A 17,250-nucleotide genomic window follows, 5' to 3' on the forward strand; every position below is an offset into this window, starting at 1 on the left:
ACAAGAATGGCACCGTCGACCTGGGCCGCACCGGTGATCATGTTCTTGATGTAGTCAGCGTGACCTGGCATGTCGACATGTGCGTAGTGACGCTTCGCCGTCTCATACTCGACATGGGAAATCGAGATCGTGATGCCACGCTCTTTCTCTTCTGGCGCCTTGTCGATCTCGTCGAATGCATAGACCGGGGACCCCGGAATGCGATCGCCCAACACCTTCGTGATGGCGGCAGTCAACGTGGTTTTACCGTGGTCGATGTGTCCCATCGTTCCCACATTTACATGCGGCTTGGTCCGCTCAAATTTACTCTTGGCCATGCCGGTTCTCCTTCTTGCGTGGCTCTGTCATTTCGTTTCGGAACGACTAGGCATACTGTCAGCCGTCAGCTCTCGACGCCGTAACGCGGACAGCTGAAAGCTGCTTTACACCTATCCATTTCCGTAGCGGCGGGCAGACTTGAACTGCCGACCTCTCGATTATGAGTCGAGCGCTCTTACCAACTGAGCTACGCCGCCTCGTGCTCGGCGAGAACACTTTGTTCAACGTCGTGACACTGCTGGTCTATTGGGCTTTCCGAAGAAAACCTGAGCCTCCTTCCGGATTTGAACCGGAGACCTCATCCTTACCATGGATGCGCTCTACCAACTGAGCTAAGGAGGCGTAAGTTGTACTAGATCCCGGGCTTGTCCGGGACCCGTGCCGGGAGAAGGATTTGAACCTCCGAAGGCGAAGCCGGCAGATTTACAGTCTGCTCCCTTTGACCGCTCGGGCATCCCGGCAGACCGAGACTGCTCTCGGGCGGGGGATAGATTAGCAATTCTGCGGCACCCGCCTAATTGAGTTCCCTTGAGTCACTCCATCTGATCTTCGGTCTGGAGTCTCTGAGACCTCACAACCAGGAACAATCCCGAGCTCAGAGCAAGAATAGCGAAGGCTGCGCAGGCGACCGCCAGGCCGGGGAATCGTTCCCAGGCCAGTTGGGCTGCGTAGCCGATCACTGCGGCGACCGCACCCATGCCATATCCGGTCCAACGCAGGATCTGGCCCTGACGAAGCGAAGAAACGGCGTGGCCCTCTCCGAGTTCCAGCAACGCGGACGTTCTCTGGCGAACCATCGACCCAAGCCACCAGGCAGACGCACCCAGGTACGCAACAACAAAGGCCAACCACTGTGGATCAACCAGGAACAGGCCAACCAAACCCACGACCACCAAACCGAGCCACAAACGGCGGGTCCTCATGATGAATCCCACGCCCCAGGCTGGTCCTTTGACCGCCGAGATGACTGATGTAGCCATCCCCCACCCGGCGACGACCAGCGTCAGAACGATCGCGGTGATCGTGGCGTCTTCCTGGGAAAGGACTATCAACGCATTCCGCTCGACTGAGCGGTGAGGCGGGCGATCCGTTCCTCGATGGGAGGGTGCGTCGAAAATAGTTTGCCCATGGTCTGGCGCGCATTGAGAGCTTTGAGCGGGTCGGCGATAAAGAGTTGCGAGACGGCCGGGTTGACCCGCATGGGGATCTGGGCGGTACCTTGACTGATCTTGGCGAGTGCCGAAGCGAGGTTCAATGGCCGTCCCGTAATCATCGCGCCGGTTTGGTCGGCTTCGAACTCGCGAGAACGAGAAATGGCCATCCGAATGATCATGGCTGCGATCGGGGCGAGGAAAATCGACAGCAGAGCCATCACCCCTGCGATCGGGTTGTTGTCGCGGCCTCGGCCTCCACCCGAGAAGAGGGCCATACGGCCAAAAATGGAGAGGGCGGCTGCCAGCATCGCCGCGATCGAGGATATGAGAATGTCGCGGTTGCGAACATGGGCCAGTTCGTGAGCGATTACGCCCTCAAGTTCGTCGCGGTTCAGCAACTGAATGATGCCGGCCGTGACCGCCACCACGGCATGTTTGGGGTTGCGTCCGGTGGCGAAGGCATTCGGCTGTGGCGAGTTGATGAAGTAGAGGCGCGGCTTTGGCATGTCCATGTATTGGGCAAGCCGGTTCAAAATGGCTTGGACTTCGGGAAGCTCATTGTCCGGGACCGGCTGGGCGCGGGCCGACATGATCGCCATCTTGTCGGAAAAGAAGTAGGCGACCGCGTTGATACCGACCGCGAACAAGAGCCCAATGTAGATGCCCCCATTGGGGAACAGCGCGATCCCGATCCACCACACGAGGGCTGAGAGGAATCCGAGAAGAGCCACGGTTTTCAGGTTATTCGTCACTTACCAATCGTACCCCGTCGGGCCCTTTATGAAGCGCCGGCGGTTAAACATCGACTAAATTCCGGGACCGCTCGTAGCCATGGGTGACGGTGTGAATCGGCACTCACGATTGCTGGCGGTCGAGGTACATGAGGACGTGAGGTCGGTCTCCCGCGGTCAGAAAAACGTCGCCGCGGGTCGCAAAGCCGAACCGTTCATAAAAAGGGACCGCATCAACGCGAGCATTGCACCACACACGGCCACCGCCCCCGTCCCTGGCGTGGCACAGCAGTGCCTCGAGTATCTGTCCTCCAAACCCACGGCTTCGGAATGGCGGCTCGGTTGCCATCCCACGAATTCGCCAGGCTGGCTCATCCCCGGATCCCGGGTAGGGAGAACGCATGATGGTGCCGACCGACACCAATACACCATCCACCTCGATCCCGTAGGTAGCCGTCGTTTCAAACCGCTCTTCGGGATATCTAACCGCGTCATCGGAGACGGCTTCCGGACGAAGAATCCGACGTCTGAGGTCGAGGGCATCGAACGGTGGAATGAGACTTGGTGGCATCGGGACGACCCTAGTTGGGGCGGCATCGGAAACTGGCCCGGTCCTGCCACAATGCGGCCGTGCGGAAACTGTGGACCATCGGCGTATTCGTTGTTCTGGCGTCGTTGGACAACGCTGCCATCATGATGATCCCGAGTATGGTGCTGCCGATCGCTGACGACCTCGGGGTCTCCGAGGCGGCCCTGGGTGGGCTCACGGCTGCCGTGATCCTGCTGACCGCATTTACCGCGGCCGTGTGGGGTTTCTTCGGAGATCGGACCGGTCGGAAGAATCTCCTTTTCTGGGGCACCATCATCTGGGTTGGGGGCGTATTCGCAGCCGCCAATTCTCAAACATATGGTGGCTTGTTCGTCGCCATGATGGTGGCCGCCATCGGATTCGGATCAATCACGTCGGTCGGGTTCTCAGTCGTATCTGACTTCGTGCCGCCGCACCGGCGGGGTCTGGCACTCAGCTTTTGGGGTCTGTCTCAGGGGGCGGGCGGCTTGATCGGTGGGTTGGCGGCCAGCCAACTTGGCGCCGGCGACTGGCGACGACCCATGGGGCTTCTGGCGGCGGTCGGGGCCGGCTTTGCCGTCCTGTTTCTGACCACTCAAGACCCGGCGAGAGGACAGTCGGACCCTGAATTGGTGGGTCGCGCATCGGAACTCGAAGAGCGGATCGAATTGGCCGAACTGCCTGCCATCATCCGGCGCCGATCGAACACATGGCTCATCAGCAAGGGCCTCGCTGCCCAGTTCGCCTACGGGTCTCTCTTGTGGGTTCCCCTGCTGTACCAGACCAAGATCGCCGAACTTGGGTACAGCATCGAAACCTCCACCCGGGCCGGTGGCTTGTATTTCTCGGTCCTGCAACTCGCCGCGATCACCTCGATCGGAGCTGGATGGCTCGGCGACCGATGGCAAAGACGCACGCTCAGTGGCCGGGCCCGCCTATCGACCATCTCGATCCTTGGCGCGGTTCCCTTCTTTCTGGCGTTCTTCTTCGTTCCTCTCAAAGCCCTTCCCCTTACCGATGGAGCCAGTTCCAGCCAGGTGACCCGGGAAGTAATGATCAGTTTTGTAACCAATGGATGGGTAGCCCTGGCCTTTTTCTTGGCCTTTGCGGCAGTGGTTTTGACGTCCGCCGATTCGCCGAATGCGTTCGCCCTCGTCGTCGACGTCAATCTGCCGGAGCACCGGGGGACCGTTTTCGGGTTGGTGACCCTGGCTGAGGGAGTTAGCCGGAGCACGGGCAATGGACTGGTCGGTTGGGTCACGGCGACCTTCATAACCACGGCCGCAGTCTCCAGGAATTACGCCATCGCCCTGGCCGGATTCCAGTTGTTCTTTTTACCAACCGGCTATTGCTATTGGCGTCTCACCAAAACCGCTCCTGACGACATCGAGAACGTCAGGCGGACCCTTACCCAGCGAGCTGAGAGGTGACCGAGAATCGTTGGTCGTACCGGACAAAAGACCCTTGCTGGGGGAATAGGCCCGTGATATTGATTAACTACAAGCGAAGGGAGGCGATATGTTTCAGCCTGATCCTCGGACGACGACCGACCTCGCAGATGTCCACACAGACCCGGTGCGTCATGTTTTCGTTGATGTTGAGTCGACCTCGCGCCCGGTCCCCGGTCCAAAAAGACACATGTTCGAATGCGACGTTGACATCCGTGTGTCGGACGGCTGGGACGAGAAGCTGTACCAGACGAAACTCACGATCCACCACCCGAGAGGATGGATGGGCATTGAGGCAGGGTTTGCCTACAACATCGACCCGCGCGAGTACCCGACCTTTGATGAACGAGCCGACATTGCGTACGGTCGGGCCGTTGCTGCGCTAGCCACCGACCAATTGGTGTCGGTGGCGATGCTCGGTACGGGCAAGTCGATTTTCGTCGACGAAATGTCCGACCCTGATGAGGACTAGCCAGGCCACCCAACGTCAGTTGTAATGTTTCACCGACTCCCAGACGCCAGACAGTTGGGCGTCTGGTTCAAGGCACAGATATAGCGGGAGACCAGCTTCTTCGTTCGCTACGCCGTACGGGTTGGAAATCGATGCAACGGTCTCATATCCCGGGCATACGAGATCCATAACGTCCTTCACATAACCGACTCCAATGATCGGTCCATGGGCTTCGGGCGGACCCCACAAATAGTAGTTGTTGTGCCCCGAAACGGCGGGTGGCAACCCCACTGCCGGGCCGAGGATGTCAATGGCGCCCGCCTCACCGTATGAACCTGTGAAGATGGCTGTCTCAGACCTCAGCTCAAGAGGGATCGCCTTATACACATCGCTCACTTGATCAAATCAGCGAGCCACATAGCGTTCGTTTGTTGGACCAACAGAAACCGGCTCTCTCCCACTATCGGCGGTCGATCAAGGAACGGCCTTGAGCGGGGATGGAAAGCCCGTTTAGGGTGCATCGATGAAAAGGGCGAGCCAGACAACAGGACCCCAATCGGGCGACTGCCATTGAAAGTGGTCGGAATCGATGGCAGCGCCCGACGGTGGGCGATTGTCGCCCTGGAATCTGGCCGATTTGCAGGCGCCACCGTGTGCGACACCCTCACGCCGTCACCCCCGATCTGTGACGGAGCGACCGCAATTGGGATCGACATTCCACTCACCACCCCGATGGCAGGGCGTCGAAGCGCTGAGTCACTGGCGCGCAGCTTGTTGCCAGGACGGTCGTCGTCGGTATTCTCGACGCCACCTTCCGACGTACTCGCCGAGGCAACCTATCAGGCGGCTCTGACTCGAGCGCGTCAGGTCTATGGCTACGGAATCTCTGCTCAGGCCTACGCCCTCCGCCGGGCCATTATTGATGCCCGGGATAGCCGACTGGCTCTCCATGAAGTCCATCCGGAGCTCAGTTTCAGCGCCATGAACTCCGGCCACCGACTGGCCTCCAAAAAGTCCTGGACTGGCATGCGGCAGCGCTTGGATCTCCTTACCGAACACGGCATCACCATTCCAGTGGACGTGGGGACGGCCGGTGGCGTCCCCACCGACGACCTCCTGGACGCCTGCGCGGCCGCCTGGAGTGCCGACCGGATCGGTCGCGGCTCGGCTCAGAAGATCGGAGACGAAGCCGGTGGATACATCTGGATTTAGTACCCTGCTCACATGACGCTGCTCGACGCTCTCACCCCCAACATGCCCATCCCGTACGGCGGCAATCAGGTTGCGTACGTTTCCGACGAACTTGCCGATGCCTTCAAGTCGGGTGACCGACTGGTCGTCGTCCAGGACACGGGGGATCTTCTGCATATCCCGGCTTCGGTATGGTCGGTGGCATCAGGAGCAGTTGGTCGAGCGGCCGGCGCCTTCTCAGCGTTGGGTTCGACAACCGACGAACAGGTCACCGCCTTCTACAACGAGTTCGCCGCCCGACTCGCCGACGACACGTCATTTGCCCGCATCCGCGCTGCCAACGAGGCGGATGTGGCCGCTGCCCGGGCACGCGGCAAATCAACGACCCGCCTAGTGCTGTCGGACGCCATGCGCTCTGACATGATTGCCGGACTTGACGGTTGGGCCGAGACACCCGCTCTGTCGGGTTCGGTGTTTGAGCAGGTTGATCACGACGGGTGGTCGGTGCGGCTCGTACGGGCCGGCCTCGGCGTCGTCGGATTTGTGTTCGAGGGCCGGCCAAACGTGTTCGCCGACGCCACTGGCGTGCTGAGAGCCGGCAACACGGTGGTATTCCGGATCGGCTCCGATGCCCTTGGGACTGCCCGAGCGATCGTTGAACATGCACTGGACCCGGCGATCGCGGCAGCTGGATTACCGGAGGGAGCAGTTTCTCTGGTTGACTCCCCCGCTCGATCAGCGGGGTGGGCCATGTTCTCAAACCCGCGGCTTTCTTTGGCCGTGGCCCGCGGTAGCGGTGAGGCGGTCGCTCAACTCGGCTCCGTGGCACGCCAGGCCGGAATCCCGGTCAGTCTGCACGGAACCGGCGGAGCCTGGATCGTCGTCGGACCCGGAGCCGACCCGGATCGGCTCCGGCGAGTCATCCAACACTCCCTTGACCGCAAAGTGTGCAACACCCTGAACACAGTGTGCGTGGTTGGAGACCGGACCGACCTGGTGCCGGCAGTTCTCGATGGATTGGAGGCCGCCGCCAAGGAGTTGGGTACCAATCCAAAATTGCACGTAACGGAGACCGCCCGTCGGTATGTGCCCGAGGCTTGGTTCACGACCCTTCTCCCCATCAACCGGGCCGAAGGAGACGTGATCGAACCGAAAGCCGCACCCATCGCCGCCGACCGGTTGGGCCATGAGTGGGAATGGGAACAGAGTCCCGAAATGACGTTGGCGGTGGTCGAGAGTATCGATGAGGCCGTCACACTGTTCAATGCCCAGAGCCCGCGATTCGCCGCGAGCCTCATTGACGCCGATTCCGGGCGTCAGGAGCGATTCTTCGCCGGGATTGACTCTCCGTTCGTCGGAGACGGTTTTACCCGATGGGTGGACGGCCAATACGCTCTCGACCGGCCAGAACTCGGCCTGTCGAACTGGCAATTCGGGAGGTTGTTCGCTCGAGGCGGGATTCTGTCAGGTGACTCGGTGTTCACGGTCCGAACCAGGGCAACCCAGACCGACCCCGGTCTTCACCGATAGCAGCCGCAGAACCTTTCCCGGAGACCGTCTAGCCGTCGGCGTTGCCGGTGAAGTTGAAGCGGGCCAGTCGGGCGGCGGGCGCCCGGACATATGCCGGGCCGGCGTCGGCGTGCCCGAATCTCGGATCGTTACTCAGTCCCAGAACGTTTCCCGGAGCGACCGCTTCGACAAATGATTGAGTGAATCGCATGTTGGTCAACCCCCGGACGATCTCACCGTTCTCGATGAGGAACGTGCCATTACGAGTCAGCCCGGTCACTTCCACCGTCAACGGCTCGAGGCACCTGCAGTAGTTGAAGGTCGCGACATACATGCCACGCTCGACTTCGCCGATCAACTCATCGACCGTTTTGGTACCAGGCGCCACCATAATGTCCATTGGCCCGCCGCCATACCACTCACCTAGATCTCCCGACGGAGCATACCCATTAGAGCGCACTCCCATGCGGCGACCGGTCCGGCGACTGTGACATGGTCCACCGGAAACTCCGGCATCGACCAGGACCAACCGTTCCTTCGGAGTCCCCTCGACGTCGAAGGCATAATTGACGCCACCCGGCGCCAGCGCATCGTCAACGATGGTTATTGCCCGATCGAACTGACTGGCGCCTGGCTCAACGAACGACTCCTGATCGACAACACTCCGGCCGCCGAAGCCATAGAGCCCGAGTTCCATGACTACCTCGGCCATTGCATCGTGGCCGAGCACGACCTCATACGTGCCGGTTTCGATGGTGATTGGATCGGCACCCAGGATGGCCCGCTCGTAGGCCAGCCGTCCCAAGGCGTCGGCGTCGAGCGACTGGAAATCGGACGAACAGTGATGGGCCGATCCGGACGAGGTGTCAGTGCGAAGAATCCCGTCGAAAACGGTCCTGGTGGCCACTCCATCGGCCATCAGCCCCTTCGTGTTGCCGAAGGCCGATTCCAATCGTTCCGTGGAGCAGAAACCAGCCCCGTTCAGATCGGGACCGGCTCCCAGGAATGACTTCACCGCGTCGGCCCGATGCTGGGGGGTCGGCTCGGTTTCAACCCGGCCAGGCATTTCCCCGAGTGGAGCGGGTGATGCCAACCCGGGCCAATCGGCATCAATCGGTGAGATCCTGACGAGTTCAAGGCCTTGTTCAACCAGGCGGGCCAGCCCGGCATCCGAGGTTGACGATCCGACCAACTCGGCGACGCGACCATCCGAGATGACCGTGAGCACGACGCTGGAGCGGATCTCACCGACGTTCTGGTGGATGAACGAGTTGGCGAAACGAGTCAGTTCGGACGGACCGATGGTCGCCACGACCTGAGCGTCGGCTCGTTCTCCGATCCGTTCCAACACCTGGTTCCGAACTGCGATCGGATCGGTCATCCCGTCACCCCCACTCTGACGTTGCGGAAACGACCGGGCGAAGCTGAATGACCGGTGTGACCGGTCTGCATGGGCTGGCCTTTTCCGCAGTTCGGCGTCCCCCAATGAACCCATTCATCGGGTCCCGCCAGGCGATCCAACGACCCCCAAAACGTCGGGGTGATTCCCGTGTACGTCGGGTTTCGAAGCATTCGCCCCAATTTGCCGTTCTTGATTTCCCAACCGATCTCAGTTCCGAACTGAAAGTTGAGTCGCTGGTCATCGATCGACCAGGACCGGTTGGTTGCCATATAGATACCGTCTTTCGTGTCGGCCACCATCTCATCGAAGCTGCTTTCTCCAGGGAGTAGCCCAACGTTGGTCATTCTCACCATCGGCATGCGAGCGTACCCATCGCCCCGCACCATCCCACCCGGCTCGACTCCGGCAATGGCCGCCGAGTCGCGACCCGATAACACGCCCTTCCAAACTCCTTGATCCACAATCGTCACGTTCTGAGCGGGGGTACCTTCGTCGTCATATCCGTAGGTTCCCAGGGCGCCCGGAATCGTCGCGTCGGCGGTGATGTTCATCAGTGGGGACCCGTATCGGAATGAACCGAGTTGCTCCAACGGGAGGAACGAGGTCCCTGCGAAAGCGGCTTCCCAGCCAAGAATTCGGTCGAGTTCGATGGCATGTCCGACCGACTCGTGAATCTGCAAAGAGAGTTGAGAACCGTCGAGTATCAGGTCTACTTCGCCGGCCGGGCATTGATCGGCTCGCAGGAGGGCGGCGGCTTCGTCGGCCAACTGACCCGTGTGCTCCGCAAAAGCGAGATCTCGAACGACTTCATAGCCGCCGGTTTCAAACTGACCGTAGGACTGCGGGTACGAGCGCACCTGGGACTCGCCGCCTTTGACGGCGACGGCACTCATACCGCCGCCGGACTCAACGATGTGTTGATGAATACGCGAGCCCTGCGAAGAGACAAACCACTTCTCGGTGTCCCAGAACATGAACGCCGCCACCGCCTTCGTGACATCGGCCCCCGACATCATGGCGGCGGTGAGGTCGATGGCGAGGTCGGCCTTTTCGGTCAATGAAACCTCGAAAGGGTCTTCCATGTGGGGTGTTTCATAGGTGTCGACAACCGCCGGCACGGCCGCCAGTTCCAAAGGTCGACCGGGAACGGTCGATGAAGCCAGAGCGATGGCGACGGCCTGACGACCGACCATTCGTGCCCCAACCGCCGTGAGGTCCTCGGTGGCGAAGAACCCCCACGAGGAGCCCACCAATGCCCGAACGCCCACCCCGGCAGACTCGGTTTCCCGAAGACCTTCGATGGCGCCATTGCGACCGGACACCGCCTGTTCCCTGCGGATCACAACCCGGGCATCCGCGTAGCTTGCTCCGCTGGCCAGGGCAGCGGCCACTCCTTCGTCCGAGATTTCAAACAATTCTTCACAGCCTCCGGTTTTCGTCAGCGGCTTCGCCAACGCATAACAATCTTCCTGATGGCCCCGAACCGCAGAAGCGGCACCACGACGCGGTAGAGCCTACCGCTCACCTGGACGGACTTACCGGCTTCGACTGCCTTGCGCCCATCATGGACGACGACCGCCGCCGGATACCAAAGCAGGTTCGGAAGTCCGGACTTCATGGTCCGAAGCCCGCCGACGTCATGGAACTCGGTGTGGGTGAAGCCCGGGCATAGGGCAGTCACATGGACACCGTGCGGCTTGGCGAGCATCGCCAGCTCCTCGGACAGCCTCACGACGTACGCCTTGGCGGGCCCGTAGTTGGCCCCGCCGGGTGCCATCACAAGTCCGGCCACCGACGCAACGTTGATGACCCGGCCATAGGCCCGCTCTTGCATGCCGGGGAGATACAGGTGACACATTTCGGCGACCGACGTCATCATGAGGCGTATAAACGCCTCATGATCGGCCCAGTCCCGATCACGCAGGAGATGCGGACCGGACACTCCGGCATTGTTCACCAGGTAGTCGATGGTGAGCCCTACCGACTCGGAACTGGCAAAGATTTCATGAGGAGTGCCAGGCAGGCTCAAGTCGCCCGAATACACGACGACTCTCACCCCATGGGTGTTCCGAAGCTGGGTTGCCAGATCTTCAAGCCGGTCGGTCCTGCGGGCTACGAGCACAAGATCGAAACCGTCGGCTGCCAATTGCCTGGCGAACTCTTCTCCGATCCCGGCGGAGGCGCCGGTAATCAGTGCCGTGGCCACGCGTCAATCACCACCGGGCAACGGCATCAAGCTGGTCGGTCGATCGAGAACACGTCGCTGGTTGTGGTGTAGTCCATGCCGGCCATCCGACCAACCGCGTTCAGCTTTCGTTGATTAATCCGGGTACCGTCAAGAAGCTCATCGTCGACGTGAAAAACCTTGATCTCGCCAATGATCAGATTGCCACTCATCGGTCCGCTGCCTACCGCGATGATGTCTACCAGCACACATTCGAACGAGGCCTTGGCCTCGCCCACCCGGGGCGCTGCGATCGTTTCGGACGGAACGGCGGTGAGACCGGCATGGGCGAATTCGTCGACGTCGTGATCGAGGGTTGCCGACGTCGCGTTGACCGCATCGATAACCTCGCGGGTAACAACATTGTGCGTGAATTCGCCACTTTGCCGGATATTTGCAAGCGTGTCTTTTGGATGCCCATCCCTCGTAAGCGGGGAAACCACCACGCAGGGAGGGTTGGCTCCCACGACGTTGAAAAAGGAAAACGGGGCCAGATTGAAGACGCCGGAGTCGCCGACCGAACCGATCCATCCAATCGGACGGGGTACGACAAGGCCGCTCGCCAGTTGGTAGCCGGCCATGGGCGCCATTTCCGACACCCGGAACGTCGCCACGCCCCCTAGCCGTTCCAATAGTTGCGATGTACCAGTTCATCGAGCGGTTTGCGTCCCACCGGTAGACGGCTGCGTTGCTCCTGGCGAGCCTCCTGTTCGGCCTGCTTGTTCTCATAGCCGAGCGCAACCGCATAGCGGCAATAGGTGTCGTCCGGGAGTTGGAGAACCGCCCGGGCCGCCGCATCATCGTGCAGGGTCACCGGGCAGGACCCCAGCCCGATGGCATCGGCCGCCAGCATCAGGTTCTGAGCAACCCGACCCGTGTCGAAGTCGTAACCGCCTTCCATCCGCACCAGGGCGATTGCCATCGGAGCGTTGATGACCGGAGTCATGAAGCTCCCGGTCTCGACCAGTCGAGCCTTTTGCTCAGGATCGTCGATGACTATGAATGACCAGAGCTGCAAGTTCTTGGCCGAGCCGGTCCACCGGGCAGCTTCCAGGACCGCCGCGAGGTCCTTGTCCGCGACCGGACGTTTCTGGAAACGTCGAACCGTCCGGAGGCCAACGATATCGTCGTAGGTTGCCATGAGAACCCCTCAAAGTCTGATGATACGCAGCCTAACGAGGTCTGGCTCCTCCCAACTCGACCACTCACGATGGTATTCAGAATCTGCTCTCTCACCAACGTCTCTACCTTAACCCTCCGTTGTCGAACAAATGTTCGATCAATCCAATCGCGTCATTGCCTCATGACGTAGCAGGCGGTGGTTCTGCCACGTTGGATCGGGACAACGATGGAGGGCTCCAACCCGTATTGTTCGTACGGATTGGAGCCATATTCGTCCTACCGAGGGGTAGCCGTCAGATAGTTCTGGCTGACGCTATCCAGCGGTGAGGACAACCTTGAGGGCGTCGTGGTCGACGGCATTCTCATATACGTCGTAGGCCTCCATGATGTCGTCGAGCGCGAATCGGTGGGTCGTGAACTTTTCGGGGGCGATGACACCCGACTCGATGTCGGCTAGCAACTCCTCGGTGGTGACTGCATTGACGAGTCCGGTTGTGATGGTGATGTTGTTGATCCATTGCTCCTGGATTGGGAACTCAACGGCGGACCCGTGCACTCCCACGTTGGCCACGTTGCCCCCGGGACGAATGGACGCCAAAGCGGTGTCCCAGGTTGCTGGCACCCCAACTGCCTCGATGGCCACATCTACACCGAGGCCGTCGTCTGACATGGCCTTGAGGGCGGCGACGACATCGTCGACCTCTTTGATGTTGATCGCGTCGGTGGCGCCGAACTCCAGGGCTTGAGCGAGGCGGAAAGCGTTGCCATCGACGGCGATGACTTTGGCCGCGCCTGCGTTGCCCGCGGTCATGATCGCGGCTAGGCCGACCGGACCCACTCCAATGACAGCCACTACGTCGCCTTCGCTGACACCACCGTATTGCACGCCGATCTCATAGCCGGTCGGAAGGATGTCACTGAGCATCACACCTTGTTCGTCGCTAACGCCCTCGGGCAACCGGATCAGACCGTTGTCGGCGAAGGGCACCCGCACATACTCTGCCTGGGTACCGTCGATGAGGTGGCCGAAGATCCAGCCGATCCCGCCTACGGTTTTGCAGTGCGACGGCATGTTCGCCAGACAGTAGGAGCAGGTTCCACACTTGGTGACACAAGAGATGATGACACGGTCACCGACCTCGATGTCGGTCACCTCGGAGCCTACTTCGGTGACGATGCCGACGCCCTCGTGGCCGAGGATGCGCCCCTCGGTCACGGCCGGGACGTCACCTTTGAGGATGTGCAGGTCGGTTCCGCAGATGGTCGTGGTCTCGACCTTGACGATGGCGTCGGTAGGGTCGATGATGGTCGGGTTTGGTACTTCCTCCCAGGCCTTGCTGCCGGGACCGTGGTAGACGACTGCCTTCATAGGATACTCCAGTTTCGAAAGGTTATTGAACCGAGCATGTCAGATCCGGGGTCTTTCGGACAGAACGAATGGTCCCTTCCTTGCCGTCCGAAAGTCCCCGATCCATCAATAACCGGACCCTCCGCTGCCCACACGGGCGCCAACGGGCGCCCAACGCAACATTGTCCTCGGTGGAGATCCCATTACACTCACAAGCAACGCTGCCAGCAACACCAATCGGAGTTTCCAACCGCGTTTTCAACCGATCCCGCCCGCCCGCGTCAGGACCGGACGCCAGCGGCGCACCAGATCGCAACTAGCGGTGCGTCGACGGTGGCAACGGCTTTCGGTGCGACCGTCAACGAGAGCGTCCAACGTCCTGGACCAAACCACACTTGGGTTAGTCAGGTCGATCAATTTCCGAGGGCCCGATGGAGAAAGGCGGCCATCTGACCGCGGGTCACCGGGTTGTCCGGCCCATAAGTGGTTGGCGACGTTCCCTGGGTGACACCCCGCGAATACAACCACTTAATATCAGACTCGAACACCGACCCGTCATCATCGGTAAAGTCAACGGCGGCCCGAACCAGTGGTAAGCCGGGAAGCGCCCGATGTAAGAACGCCGCCATCTGACCACGAGTCACCGGGTTGTTCGGGCAAAACAGCGTATTCGCCGGAGGGTTACACCCTTTCGTGATCCCGGTCGCCGCTAACCATTCGATATCAGCGACGAACACCGACCCGGCGATGTCAATAAATCCCGACGACCCTGGGGGTGGAGGAACCGCAGACAAGTCGATATCCCACAACACAAGCTGGCTAGTCCCATCAGACGTCGAAGACCCAACTAGTACCCTGCCCGATGCGTCAACCCCAGACGTGTAGCTCATTGATGCCCCAACCGGCTGAAGATCAATCGCCCCGGTAGCATCACTCCATAAAGCTGCTCAGCCCGTCGGGGGTGTGGCGGATTCTGAAACGTCTCGATTTGAATCGGCTGCCCAGCTCGCAGCGCAATAAGCCACATCAGCAACGTTGGCGACGTTACGAGAAACCCCAGCCGGGTCATCAGGTCCAGTTCATAACCGATCGGAGCGGCCGGCAAGAAGTATCACCAGTTCACCGCGATTGACGACTGCACCCCGATCAGGTGCTGCAGGTCTACCCGCGCTGTAATCAGAAGACCTGCCTACTCAGAGGCTGTTTTCGTTTCTCGTTGTTTCGCGTTGATTCCCCTCCCATCGCATTCTCTCGCGCGATGGACGCGCGATGGAGAGTTGACAAAAGTCGCCAGTGCTTGCTGAATCAGTGCCAGCTGGTGGACACCTCCTGCCGAGAGGGACCGATGTGTGGGCGACGGCGCGAACTTGGTGGCTATTCCCGATGGTGGTCTGTCAGTTGGTGGCTCTCGGATAGACCGTATGGGTCGATGTGGATGACGGTGGCGACCGGAAACTCGAAGGCATGGTGGAGTTCGTGTTCGATGGTATGGGCGGTGTTGTGTCCGGCGGCAACCGACAGGTCGGAGTCGACGGCAATGGACGCGGAGACGTGGAGTTGGTGGCCTTGCCAGCGGACTTTCAGATCGGCTAGGTCTCGGACTCCGTCGACCGCCAGGATAACCGCCTCGGTCTTGTCGACCAGTTCAGGTTCGACTCCGTCGAGGAGTCTCCGGGTCATGGCGCGGGCGGATCGGCCGAGTAGCCACAGGATGAGGGCGGCGACCACCAGGCCGGCGACGGGGTCGACCCATACCGCCCCCAGGGCGGCGCCGATCCCGGCGGCGACGACTGCGAGGGAGGTCAGGGCGTCGGTGCGGGCGTGTTGGCCGTCGGCGATCAGTGCTTCGGAGCCGATCGAACGGCCTACCCGGATCCGATAGCGAGCTACCAGTTCGTTGCCGGCGGCGCCGATGATGCCGGCAGCGATCACCCAGGGAATGTTGTCGATGAGGCGAGGTTCGAACAGCCTGCCGGCCGATTCCCAAATAATGAGCGCGGCGGAGGCTCCGATAGCGAACACAATGAGAAGGCCTGCGGCGTCTTCTGCCCGGTGGAATCCGTAGGTGTACCTGCGGGTGGGTCGGCGGCGGGCCAGTGAAAAAGCGATCCACAGGGGGATGGCGGTGAGGGCATCGGCCAGGTTATGCACCGTGTCAGATAGCAGAGCGACCGAGCCGGAGAAGATGACGATCACCGCCTGGAAAGCAGCGGTCGCTCCAAGGCCTACCAAGGAAACCTTGGTGGCTCGGATCCCCTCGACGCTGGTGTCACGCCGCGCACCGTGAGCCGAACCGTGATCGTGTTCATGGGCGACGATGTGGCGAAGCCAATGAGTCAACCCGGGATGCTCAGGCTCAGCATGACCGTGTGGCGGGTTCGGATTCGGGGGGTGTTCCATGACCACAGAAGTTAGTGCGACAGCGCCCGGCGGAGAAGTCGCAACTGGGTCGCAACAAGCCCGTCTATGGGATCCGAGGGCGGTCCTAGAATCGGCGGAGCCAGTTCTTTTCGAAGAGCAGTTTGCCGATGTGCCAGCGGCGACCCACCGGGTGCAGGGCCACTTGCGGGGTGGGTTCGGCGTAGAAGTTGCCCCGTCCGAACCCTGCCTTCCCACCACCGGTCTCGACAAAACACTCACCGTGACCGTCAAACGACTCTGCTTCACCTTCGCCGGTGATGTCGCGGATGATGTTGTGGGCAACCACTTTGGCTTCCCGTTCGGCGAACACCCCAGCCTTGGGAAGCGGTTTGCCCATCTTCAGCGGGATACCCGTCACGTCCCCGATGGCGTACACGCCCGGGTACCGGGTGTGAAAGGTGTCTCGATCCGCCGGTATCCAACCGCTGTCGTCTACGAGGCCGGCGTCGCGAACCACCTTTGGTGCCCGATGCGGCGGCACGTATGCCAACAGGTCGAAGTCGGCGGTCGCTCCGTTGACGAACGTGAGGCGCCGTTCTGTAGGGTCGACCGAGACAACCTGGTGTTCGGGGTGATAGCCGATCCCGGCCCCCTCGACCATTGAACGCACACCCGCTGACACGTCAGGTCCGGCGACTCCGAGCGGGCCGGGCTCGGCAGCGTACAGGTCGATCTGGGTTCGACCGGTCAGTTTTCGTTTCCCGATGTGATCGCTGATCAGCATGGCTGCTTCATACGGGGCGGCCGGGCACTTGTAGGCGGGGGCGGCGGTGAGGACCACGATCCGGCCGCCATCGAACGTGCGGAGTGCGTCACGGAGGGTCTCGGCTCCGGCCAACGTGTAGAAACTGTGTCCGGCCTCGGCCAGGCCAGGGATGACATCGGGAGCGAGTTCGGCTCCCAGCGACACCACCAGATAGTCGGCCTCGATGTCCCGCGAGGTCTCGCCGGTAGAAGAGCTTTCGACGATCGAGACCTGGCGTGTGTTCGGGTCGATTCGGTCGATGTCGCCGCAGACGACCTCGATGCCTTTCTTGGTGAGTCGGTCAAGGGGCCGGGAGATCTGGTGTGCGGTGCGTTGGCCGGTGATCAGCCACAGCAGGGACGGTGCGAATAGGTGGTCGGGTTCACGATCCACAAGCACCACCCGATGCTCGGCGGGGAGTCGTTTACGCAGGGTGGTGGCTGCGACGACCCCGCCGACCCCACCGCCCAGAATCACGACCGTCTTGGCTTCATTCACAATGTCGTCCTTTCGTTCTTGATCGCCAGGTCAGAAGACGAGGACCCGGTCGGCCTGCTGGGTCCAGTCGGTCAGCTCGTCCATGGTGCTGCGGCGGCAGCCCTCAGCAAGTTCGGTGTC

The 17,250-nt window shown here is 61.0% G+C and carries 18 protein-coding genes and 3 tRNA genes; 4 read left to right on the forward strand and 17 right to left on the reverse strand.

Translation table 11 applies throughout. The annotated features are described in order from the left end of the window. The 7 genes from JJE47_09140 to JJE47_09170 form a co-directional block, all read right to left on the reverse strand. Nucleotides 1-317, reverse strand: a 317-nt coding sequence (locus JJE47_09140; protein ID MBK5267586.1) for a 50S ribosome-binding GTPase, incomplete at its 3' end; no start/stop codon positions are given. Nucleotides 318-441: 124 nt separating this feature from the next. Next, nucleotides 442-515, reverse strand: a tRNA-Met gene (locus JJE47_09145). A gap of 72 nt (nucleotides 516-587) precedes the next feature. Next, a tRNA-Thr gene (locus tag JJE47_09150) sits at nucleotides 588-660 on the reverse strand. Nucleotides 661-697: 37 nt separating this feature from the next. Continuing rightward, nucleotides 698-779, reverse strand: a tRNA-Tyr gene (locus JJE47_09155). Nucleotides 780-851: 72 nt separating this feature from the next. Beyond that, on the reverse strand, nucleotides 852-1,370 hold the full coding sequence (locus JJE47_09160; GenBank protein MBK5267587.1) for a hypothetical protein: 519 nt from the start codon (nucleotides 1,368-1,370) through the stop codon (nucleotides 852-854). Then, on the reverse strand, nucleotides 1,367-2,224 hold the full coding sequence (locus JJE47_09165; protein ID MBK5267588.1) for a zinc metalloprotease HtpX: 858 nt from the start codon (nucleotides 2,222-2,224) through the stop codon (nucleotides 1,367-1,369). The genes JJE47_09160 and JJE47_09165 overlap by 4 nt, the downstream gene beginning before the upstream one ends. Nucleotides 2,225-2,327: 103 nt before the next feature. Beyond that, a complete protein-coding gene (locus tag JJE47_09170) occupies nucleotides 2,328-2,774 on the reverse strand; it encodes a GNAT family N-acetyltransferase (GenBank protein ID MBK5267589.1) in 447 nt (148 codons plus the stop codon). 59 nt (nucleotides 2,775-2,833) lie between these two features. Here JJE47_09170 and JJE47_09175 point away from each other — a divergent pair, with 59 nt between their 5' ends. Further along, complete coding sequence (locus JJE47_09175; protein MBK5267590.1) at nucleotides 2,834-4,201, forward strand: MFS transporter; 1,368 nt, start codon at nucleotides 2,834-2,836, stop codon at nucleotides 4,199-4,201. A gap of 88 nt (nucleotides 4,202-4,289) precedes the next feature. After that, nucleotides 4,290-4,691 carry a hypothetical protein gene (locus tag JJE47_09180; protein MBK5267591.1) on the forward strand — a complete coding sequence of 134 codons (402 nt, stop codon included), beginning with the start codon at nucleotides 4,290-4,292 and terminating at the stop codon, nucleotides 4,689-4,691. A gap of 15 nt (nucleotides 4,692-4,706) precedes the next feature. Here JJE47_09180 and JJE47_09185 read toward each other — a convergent pair whose 3' ends face one another. Beyond that, nucleotides 4,707-5,066: a hypothetical protein gene (locus JJE47_09185; GenBank protein MBK5267592.1), complete on the reverse strand. Its 360-nt coding sequence runs from the start codon at nucleotides 5,064-5,066 to the stop codon at nucleotides 4,707-4,709. Between the two features lie 174 nt (nucleotides 5,067-5,240). Between JJE47_09185 and JJE47_09190 the strand changes: the two genes are divergently transcribed. Next, nucleotides 5,241-5,882 carry a DUF429 domain-containing protein gene (locus tag JJE47_09190; protein ID MBK5267593.1) on the forward strand — a complete coding sequence of 214 codons (642 nt, stop codon included), beginning with the start codon at nucleotides 5,241-5,243 and terminating at the stop codon, nucleotides 5,880-5,882. 12 nt (nucleotides 5,883-5,894) lie between these two features. Then, nucleotides 5,895-7,391, forward strand: a complete 1,497-nt coding sequence (locus JJE47_09195) for an aldehyde dehydrogenase family protein (GenBank protein ID MBK5267594.1) — start codon at nucleotides 5,895-5,897, stop codon at nucleotides 7,389-7,391. Nucleotides 7,392-7,419: 28 nt separating this feature from the next. Here JJE47_09195 and JJE47_09200 read toward each other — a convergent pair whose 3' ends face one another. The 9 genes from JJE47_09200 to JJE47_09240 form a co-directional block, all read right to left on the reverse strand. Then, nucleotides 7,420-8,751 (reverse strand): TldD/PmbA family protein, encoded by a 1,332-nt coding sequence (locus tag JJE47_09200; GenBank protein ID MBK5267595.1) that lies wholly within the window; start codon nucleotides 8,749-8,751, stop codon nucleotides 7,420-7,422. Next, nucleotides 8,748-10,187 carry a TldD/PmbA family protein gene (locus JJE47_09205; protein MBK5267596.1) on the reverse strand — a complete coding sequence of 480 codons (1,440 nt, stop codon included), beginning with the start codon at nucleotides 10,185-10,187 and terminating at the stop codon, nucleotides 8,748-8,750. Before JJE47_09205 ends, JJE47_09200 begins: the two co-directional genes overlap by 4 nt. Nucleotides 10,188-10,210: 23 nt before the next feature. Continuing rightward, nucleotides 10,211-10,966 carry an SDR family NAD(P)-dependent oxidoreductase gene (locus tag JJE47_09210; protein ID MBK5267597.1) on the reverse strand — a complete coding sequence of 252 codons (756 nt, stop codon included), beginning with the start codon at nucleotides 10,964-10,966 and terminating at the stop codon, nucleotides 10,211-10,213. Nucleotides 10,967-11,004: 38 nt separating this feature from the next. Next, the gene (locus JJE47_09215) at nucleotides 11,005-11,610 is read right to left on the reverse strand and encodes a flavin reductase family protein (GenBank protein MBK5267598.1); all 606 of its coding nucleotides are present in this window, start codon (nucleotides 11,608-11,610) and stop codon (nucleotides 11,005-11,007) included. Between the two features lie 5 nt (nucleotides 11,611-11,615). After that, the gene (locus JJE47_09220) at nucleotides 11,616-12,137 is read right to left on the reverse strand and encodes a nitroreductase family protein (GenBank protein ID MBK5267599.1); all 522 of its coding nucleotides are present in this window, start codon (nucleotides 12,135-12,137) and stop codon (nucleotides 11,616-11,618) included. Between the two features lie 294 nt (nucleotides 12,138-12,431). Beyond that, nucleotides 12,432-13,487, reverse strand: a complete 1,056-nt coding sequence (locus tag JJE47_09225) for an alcohol dehydrogenase catalytic domain-containing protein (protein ID MBK5267600.1) — start codon at nucleotides 13,485-13,487, stop codon at nucleotides 12,432-12,434. Between the two features lie 392 nt (nucleotides 13,488-13,879). Next, nucleotides 13,880-14,356 carry an S-layer homology domain-containing protein gene (locus tag JJE47_09230; protein ID MBK5267601.1) on the reverse strand — a complete coding sequence of 159 codons (477 nt, stop codon included), beginning with the start codon at nucleotides 14,354-14,356 and terminating at the stop codon, nucleotides 13,880-13,882. A 484-nt stretch (nucleotides 14,357-14,840) separates the two neighbouring features. After that, on the reverse strand, nucleotides 14,841-15,866 hold the full coding sequence (locus JJE47_09235; GenBank protein ID MBK5267602.1) for a cation transporter: 1,026 nt from the start codon (nucleotides 15,864-15,866) through the stop codon (nucleotides 14,841-14,843). An 85-nt stretch (nucleotides 15,867-15,951) separates the two neighbouring features. Next, nucleotides 15,952-17,130, reverse strand: a complete 1,179-nt coding sequence (locus tag JJE47_09240) for an NAD(P)/FAD-dependent oxidoreductase (GenBank protein ID MBK5267603.1) — start codon at nucleotides 17,128-17,130, stop codon at nucleotides 15,952-15,954. Nucleotides 17,131-17,250 lie beyond the last annotated feature (120 nt).

Source organism: Acidimicrobiia bacterium, from assembly GCA_016650365.1.
GTDB lineage: Bacteria > Actinomycetota > Acidimicrobiia > Spongiisociales > JAENVV01 > JAENVV01.

Bases quoted from the DNA above. Each gene is read 5' to 3' on its own strand.
- JJE47_09170 (MBK5267589.1), bottom strand. From the start codon at position 2,774: ATGCCACCAAGTCTCATTCCACCGTTCGATGCCCTCGACCTCAGACGT.
- JJE47_09180 (MBK5267591.1), top strand. From the start codon at position 4,290: ATGTTTCAGCCTGATCCTCGGACGACGACCGACCTCGCAGATGTCCAC.
- JJE47_09195 (MBK5267594.1), top strand. From the start codon at position 5,895: ATGACGCTGCTCGACGCTCTCACCCCCAACATGCCCATCCCGTACGGC.
- JJE47_09200 (MBK5267595.1), bottom strand. From the start codon at position 8,751: ATGACCGATCCGATCGCAGTTCGGAACCAGGTGTTGGAACGGATCGGA.
- JJE47_09220 (MBK5267599.1), bottom strand. From the start codon at position 12,137: ATGGCAACCTACGACGATATCGTTGGCCTCCGGACGGTTCGACGTTTC.
- JJE47_09225 (MBK5267600.1), bottom strand. From the start codon at position 13,487: ATGAAGGCAGTCGTCTACCACGGTCCCGGCAGCAAGGCCTGGGAGGAA.
- JJE47_09230 (MBK5267601.1), bottom strand. From the start codon at position 14,356: ATGAGCTACACGTCTGGGGTTGACGCATCGGGCAGGGTACTAGTTGGG.
- JJE47_09235 (MBK5267602.1), bottom strand. From the start codon at position 15,866: ATGGAACACCCCCCGAATCCGAACCCGCCACACGGTCATGCTGAGCCT.